Source organism: Nostoc sp. FACHB-110 (assembly GCF_014697425.1).
GTDB lineage: Bacteria > Cyanobacteriota > Cyanobacteriia > Cyanobacteriales > Nostocaceae > Nostoc_B.
In genome coordinates this window covers 1-5,388 of record NZ_JACJRU010000087.1, presented here as the reverse complement: position 1 = coordinate 5,388, position 5,388 = coordinate 1, and the positions used below count along the sequence as shown (strand labels likewise).

Sequence of the window (5,388 nt, the reverse complement as noted above, 5' to 3'; positions counted from 1 at the left end):
TTATCATTAACTAGAGCTTGTTGCGAATGGATGCTCTTTTTCTTTTACCACAAATTGCTACATTCTTTGTAAGATAAGCATTTTAGACCATTTTGTCCCCCCGCAAGCAAGTAAGCAATCTACAAGAAGCTCTAAAAGAAAGCGAGCTACCACACGTTAGGGAAAGAATACTTATCATTCTGCTGCAAAATGATGGGAAACCACAACACGAAATTGCAAAGTTTTTGGGCTGTTCGCACAGAACAGTAGCATATTGGTGTATGCACGGTGATCCAGATGATCTAGAAACTCTACATAATAAAAGAGAGTACGCATATTATCGAAAAGCGACTCCTGAATATATTGAACTATTATTAAAAACTGTTGACCAAGACCCATCAGAATTAGGTTACGAATTTGGGAAATGGACAGCAGAAAGACTAGCCAAGTATTTAACTGAGAAAACAGGGATTGATTTAAGTAGTTCTCAAGTGAGGAGGATATTAAAGAGAAAAAAGTATAGTTATATCTGGGCTAAATATGATTTAGAAGATAAACAAAACCCAATAGAAAGAGCAAAGTTTAAAGAAAAACTTGCTCAATATTTATTAATAGCGCGAGAACAACCAGAACGTTTACAGGTATGGTTTTGGGATGAGAGCGGGTTCAGTTTACGTGTGATTCGGCGTAAGGGTTGGGGTAAAAAAGGAAAACGTAAAAATGTTCCAGGACAACGACGTTGTGGTCGTGTTAATGTCATGGGAGCAATCAGAGAATTAGACCGAAAACGAGTATGCTTTTTCGTTAAAAAAGGAAACGCAGATATTTTTTATGAGCAATTACAACAATTAAATGAATTAATTAAGCAAGAATGGATAAATAAAGGAAACCGTTTTGAAGATTTTGAAAAATCTGGGCCGAAGATTATTTTAATTTTAGATAATGCAAGCTTTCATAAACGTAAAGATATTCTAGCTAAAATATCTGAAGAATTTCCTAATTTTGTCCTAGAATTTTTACCTGCTTACAGTCCTGATTACAACATTATCGAGTTAGTCTGGCACTCATGTAAAGAATATATTGCCCATCGTCTGTTTAAATCAGTAGATGAATTAAAGTCACTGCTAGATAAGCTATTAAATCAAGGCGATTTAGTTATTAAGTGGCATCGAAAAATCAAAAATAAAGGTAATAGCGACTATGTTGCAGCTTAAATGCCGATTAGCTTATAGCTGTTTACTTTTTGGAAATAAACACCACGCTTAAAACAAGTTTGTTGTAAGATTTTGAAAAATTGACCGAATCCAGCGTCTAAACAATGTTTACCCAAGATTGAGCGAGATAATCCCACTAAATTCAAATCCTCAACAAACACCATTCCGACATCATTGCAAATTTGATGAGACAGTTTAGAGTGCCAATCTTTGCGACAACGAGCAATGTACTCATGAAATTTTGCTACTTTCTTTTGGGCTTTAAGCCAATTATTAGAACCAATACGTTTTTTGCAAACACGCTGTTGCAGCAATTTAAGCTTGCTTTGGGCATCTACAAAAAACCTCGGACGTTTGATAGTTAGTCCATTAGAAGTTGCGATAAAACTTGTTAATCCTACATCAATTCCTATTGCTTTACCTTGTGGTATTGGCTGTGGTACATTTACATCCCACTGCATAATTAGCAGCACGTACCATCCAGAAGCACGTTTAACAATACGAGCTTGTTTTACTACACCACTGTCAGGTATTTCGCGTGATTGATGAAATTTTATCCAGCCAATTTTAGGAAGTTTTATTCTTCTTTTTTGAATTAAATTACCTTTTAACTGTGGAAATACAAAAGAGCGCATCTTTCCTGGTTTTTTGAATCTAGGAAAACCGTGTTTTTGTTCCCACATTGCAACAAAAGCGTTTTCTAGCCTTAAAAGTGTTTGTTGTAAAACTTGTGCTGAAACTTTCTTAAGTTTAGGATATTTCTTTCTGGCTTGGGTTAATCTTACGGATTGATTAAAATAGGTTGGTCGTGGGGTATCGGCAGGAATTATGTACTCAGAATGCAACGAACAAGCATTAATCCGACAGCTACGAGATTTAATCCAGTCTTTGCGCTCTGCTAGTGCGTAGTTATAGACAAGGCGACATTGTTCTAACCAGTCTTCAAATATGGCAATTTGGACGCGAGTTGGTTTAAGCTTAAATTCGTAAGTCAGATGAAACACTTGAACTATCTCCGAGTTTTTTCTAATTTTTGATTACCCAACCAAATAGCGAACCACTTGCGGATCTATCTCCATAATCCGTTTTCTAATTGATTGTGGAGGGTTCTTGAAAAACTGCTTCAAATCCCGACTTTTGACTTGATAACAACTGGTACAACGCTTTTTAGCTTTGAGCCAACCTTGTCTCACCCAGTAAGTAACAGTAGTCGGGTGTAAGCAAAGATTCTTGGCAATTTCACGGCAACTGTAGTTATCAAGAACTGGGCGTGTAGAGTACCCCAACGAATGTAATTTTCTCCTAACTGCTGATGCTGTGCGATGATAACCCCGTCTTTTTAGTCGAAAAGCTATTTGGTTTGGAGTGTACATTTCTGCCATTTCATACAATGTTGCTAATTCGTTTTCATGCCATCTAATGCCCATAATTCAATCTCCAAATTCTCAGTCAAGTAAGCTTGATTTTTTTTGTATGGCGACTCTTAGATGAATCGCCACCACAGAGTTCATCTGCTGTTTTCGTGAGGTTCGAGTTCCAATTCCAAATAAGAAAGCGCAGTTTCAGCATCGCCAATAGTCAGGTCGGGTTGATATCCAAGTGTTAGATAATCGGGGTGTTTAGCAATTTCTTTGAGGATGAATTTACCCGCATCAACTAAATCGTGCAGAGATGGATAAGGCAGCTGGGTGAGTTTTTTATCAGTGGATTCAGTTAACACAACACTGACACCAACTGCATTTAATTCGTGCTTCAGCATTTGAATTTGGCGTAGACAGGTGTTAATTTCTGTCTCTAAAACTGTTTTTAATTCCTGCGGTGAAAGCAGTTTTATATTATCCTCAATCCGTGTTTCATCATCTTCAGTGTTCTTGTTTGGCAGCAGAATGTAACGCCAACCTGCACCATATTCGTCAGCTAGATATGTGTCTTCGGCGTAATACTTCATGCCTATAATTTGACCACGTTCTGTCCGTTGTCCAAAGCCAAATCGAGGATAATGCCAAACCGGAGGAATCGAGATCGTAGGTTCCATTGTTTTAGTTAGTGAATGGTTATTTGTTGAGATTGAAAAACTGAGTTAAGCTGCAATATCGGGTGTTGCGTTGGTCATACTTACAGCCGAATTATCGAGTGCCACTGCTGCGTTCAACGGCTGGGTGTACTGTTTCTGGTCTATCTCGTTTGTCCAATACGTGATGTGTTGAAACACCAAACCCAGCATTGAATCACCCTTGTAGACACGGTAGATTTTGGGGCAAGCTCCATTACAGTAGACCAGCGTGTAGCCTGAAATTTCAATTAACTCTGCGTTTGGATGAGTCGGGGGTAAAAGTATCGGTTCGCAGCAATCACCCCAGTCAGGATCTTGAACGAATGACATAGTTGCTGTATTTTGCATTCATCGTGGTGAGAAAGCGATCGCTGTTAGCTAAGATGTGCGATCGCCTTTTTTACTTGCGGGACTATGCGGCTACAGATTGTCTAATGCCCAATAGTGCGATCGCTGCATCAATACTGTCAGTTGTGCGACTGCCCCCCAATGGCCTTTGTCTGCTGTACCATTGATCCGCGCGGTTGTATCCCACAAAGCCTACTCGTCGGTTGTTGAAGTATAGGGTGGTGCTGAAGGAAAGCCAGTCAATCTCTCCGTGAGTTAAGCCGTATCTGTGACAAGCGGCTTCAAGTTCGTCGCTGAGGCGGTCGTTGCGTTCTCTTGGGGTTTCTCTTAGTGTTGCTTTAACTTCTGCAACTCTTTTGGCGAACCAGTTGCGATCAAATGGTAGCCGTCCACCATTCACCAATTGCACCCATACGGTGATGCCACCCTCAATCCACATGGTACGGATTGATTCTGGCTCTACTTCGATAATCTCGGCAATGATGCGGCGGTCACGGGATGTAAGCGGATCTGCGGTTGGTGCTACCGCTTGCGCTTGCTCGTTCATGTACTGCGCGAGTTCGGCTTGGGCTAAGTCTTGTTCGTCTACTGTGTTGCGGTTGAAGCTTCTTGATGCTTGCGTTGAATATGTGAAGTGGTTCATAATAGAGTTCACCTTTTTAGGGACAGAAGGCGATCGCGCAAGTTTGTCAGGCGAGGGCGGTCGTCTTTTTGTTTTCTAGATATAATCTAGCAAATAATCTAGATTTAGTCAAGATAAAAATCTAGATTGTTAAGTTGGCTTACAATAAGCTTTACAGCTATTAGTCTGGATAAAGAGTATATTTTTGATAAAGACCAACAGAAAAATATGCCTGCGAACAAAAAGCCAGAGACACAAGGGCGAACTGCCCAGTTAGGTATCAAGATAGATGCCGATTTATATGAGAAGTACAAAACAAAATTGAAAGAAGATGGGGTATCGATAACGGAAGATATCGAAAACCACATGAGGAATTATATAGGCGAGATGATCGTCCAAAGTAATGTAGTGGATATAGTCAAGCTAGTTGAGGATGTAGAAGCCTTAAAGAAAGTCGTGGGGGAGTTACAACCGGGCTGGCAAGAGAGAATGAGCAGCTTAAAAGCCAGTTAAAAGCCATGTCATCTCAAATCGACAGCTTAGTACAAATAATGAAAACTTCACCCCCTCTTGACAGGGGGTGAAGCGTTTTTAAGGTCTGTCCTAATATTCTAGATAATTTTCTTGATTTTTATCTAGCCCGGTGTTAGATTTTAAGTAGCCGTTCAATCTGCGGCTACTTAATTTTTTAGGCAATCGCCCGAATGCGAATAACATTTGCTATCCGCACTTGAAGCGCAAGGTAAACAAGACAAAGACAAGTATTTGCTTGTCTTATCCCTAAAATGCCATGCTGACACTAGACCGCGAACAAACATCAGCACCCAGCTATAAAATTCTCAACGACAGCATTAAAGAAACCTTCACTGCTATTGATCGCTTTGAATGGCAAGCTGTTGATGAAATATTACAGATGAGGGAACAGCAGCTTTACCGTGAAGTTGGCTATCAAAGTTTTGAGGAATATTGCCAAGCCGAATTATCCGCCTGGGGTGGCTATCGGAGAATTAACCAACTCTTAGGGGCTAAGAAAGTTAGGGACACAGCCGATGAATTGGGCGAACATAAGTAGAACAAGGTGAAAAAACCAAACTGTGTAAAGATAAGTAAATACATAAATGTGTCTACTAGGGTAACAGGGGTATGGGCAGCCGTTTAAGGGTATTTCTGAC

General features: G+C 40.1%; 8 protein-coding genes. 3 read left to right on the top strand and 5 right to left on the bottom strand.

The features are described 5' to 3' along the window. The first annotated feature begins 92 nt into the window (after nt 1-92). Nucleotides 93-1,193, top strand: a complete 1,101-nt coding sequence (locus tag H6G69_RS33280; RefSeq protein ID WP_199336382.1) for an IS630 family transposase — start codon at nt 93-95, stop codon at nt 1,191-1,193. Here H6G69_RS33280 and H6G69_RS33275 read toward each other — a convergent pair. The 5 genes from H6G69_RS33275 to H6G69_RS33255 all read right to left on the bottom strand — a co-directional run bounded on the left by H6G69_RS33275 (nt 1,190) and on the right by H6G69_RS33255 (nt 4,237). Further along, nucleotides 1,190-2,197 carry a transposase gene (locus H6G69_RS33275; protein ID WP_313952702.1) on the bottom strand — a complete coding sequence of 336 codons (1,008 nt, stop codon included), beginning with the start codon at nt 2,195-2,197 and terminating at the stop codon, nt 1,190-1,192. The genes H6G69_RS33280 and H6G69_RS33275 overlap by 4 nt on opposite strands. A gap of 33 nt (nt 2,198-2,230) precedes the next feature. After that, on the bottom strand, nt 2,231-2,620 hold the full coding sequence (locus H6G69_RS33270) for a hypothetical protein (protein ID WP_199336381.1): 390 nt from the start codon (nt 2,618-2,620) through the stop codon (nt 2,231-2,233). Between the two features lie 80 nt (nt 2,621-2,700). Continuing rightward, nucleotides 2,701-3,228 carry a hypothetical protein gene (locus tag H6G69_RS33265; protein ID WP_190693984.1) on the bottom strand — a complete coding sequence of 176 codons (528 nt, stop codon included), beginning with the start codon at nt 3,226-3,228 and terminating at the stop codon, nt 2,701-2,703. A 45-nt stretch (nt 3,229-3,273) separates the two neighbouring features. Beyond that, complete coding sequence (locus H6G69_RS33260; protein WP_190693980.1) at nt 3,274-3,576, bottom strand: hypothetical protein; 303 nt, start codon at nt 3,574-3,576, stop codon at nt 3,274-3,276. Nucleotides 3,577-3,658: 82 nt separating this feature from the next. Next, entirely contained in the window at nt 3,659-4,237 is a 579-nt protein-coding gene (locus H6G69_RS33255) for a hypothetical protein (RefSeq protein WP_190693979.1), read from the bottom strand. A gap of 126 nt (nt 4,238-4,363) precedes the next feature. Here H6G69_RS33255 and H6G69_RS33250 point away from each other — a divergent pair, with 126 nt between their 5' ends. Both H6G69_RS33250 and H6G69_RS33245 read left to right on the top strand, forming a co-directional pair. Further along, on the top strand, nt 4,364-4,729 hold the full coding sequence (locus tag H6G69_RS33250) for a hypothetical protein (RefSeq protein ID WP_242049332.1): 366 nt from the start codon (nt 4,364-4,366) through the stop codon (nt 4,727-4,729). 277 nt (nt 4,730-5,006) lie between these two features. Next, nucleotides 5,007-5,288 (top strand): hypothetical protein, encoded by a 282-nt coding sequence (locus H6G69_RS33245; RefSeq protein WP_242072275.1) that lies wholly within the window; start codon nt 5,007-5,009, stop codon nt 5,286-5,288. The last annotated feature ends 100 nt before the right edge of the window (nt 5,289-5,388 follow it).

Excerpts from the sequence above, each read along its gene's own strand:
- H6G69_RS33270 (WP_199336381.1), bottom strand. The coding sequence starts at position 2,620 with ATGGGCATTAGATGGCATGAAAACGAATTAGCAACATTGTATGAAATG.
- H6G69_RS33265 (WP_190693984.1), bottom strand. The coding sequence starts at position 3,228 with ATGGAACCTACGATCTCGATTCCTCCGGTTTGGCATTATCCTCGATTT.
- H6G69_RS33260 (WP_190693980.1), bottom strand. The coding sequence starts at position 3,576 with ATGTCATTCGTTCAAGATCCTGACTGGGGTGATTGCTGCGAACCGATA.
- H6G69_RS33255 (WP_190693979.1), bottom strand. The coding sequence starts at position 4,237 with ATGAACCACTTCACATATTCAACGCAAGCATCAAGAAGCTTCAACCGC.
- H6G69_RS33245 (WP_242072275.1), top strand. The coding sequence starts at position 5,007 with ATGCTGACACTAGACCGCGAACAAACATCAGCACCCAGCTATAAAATT.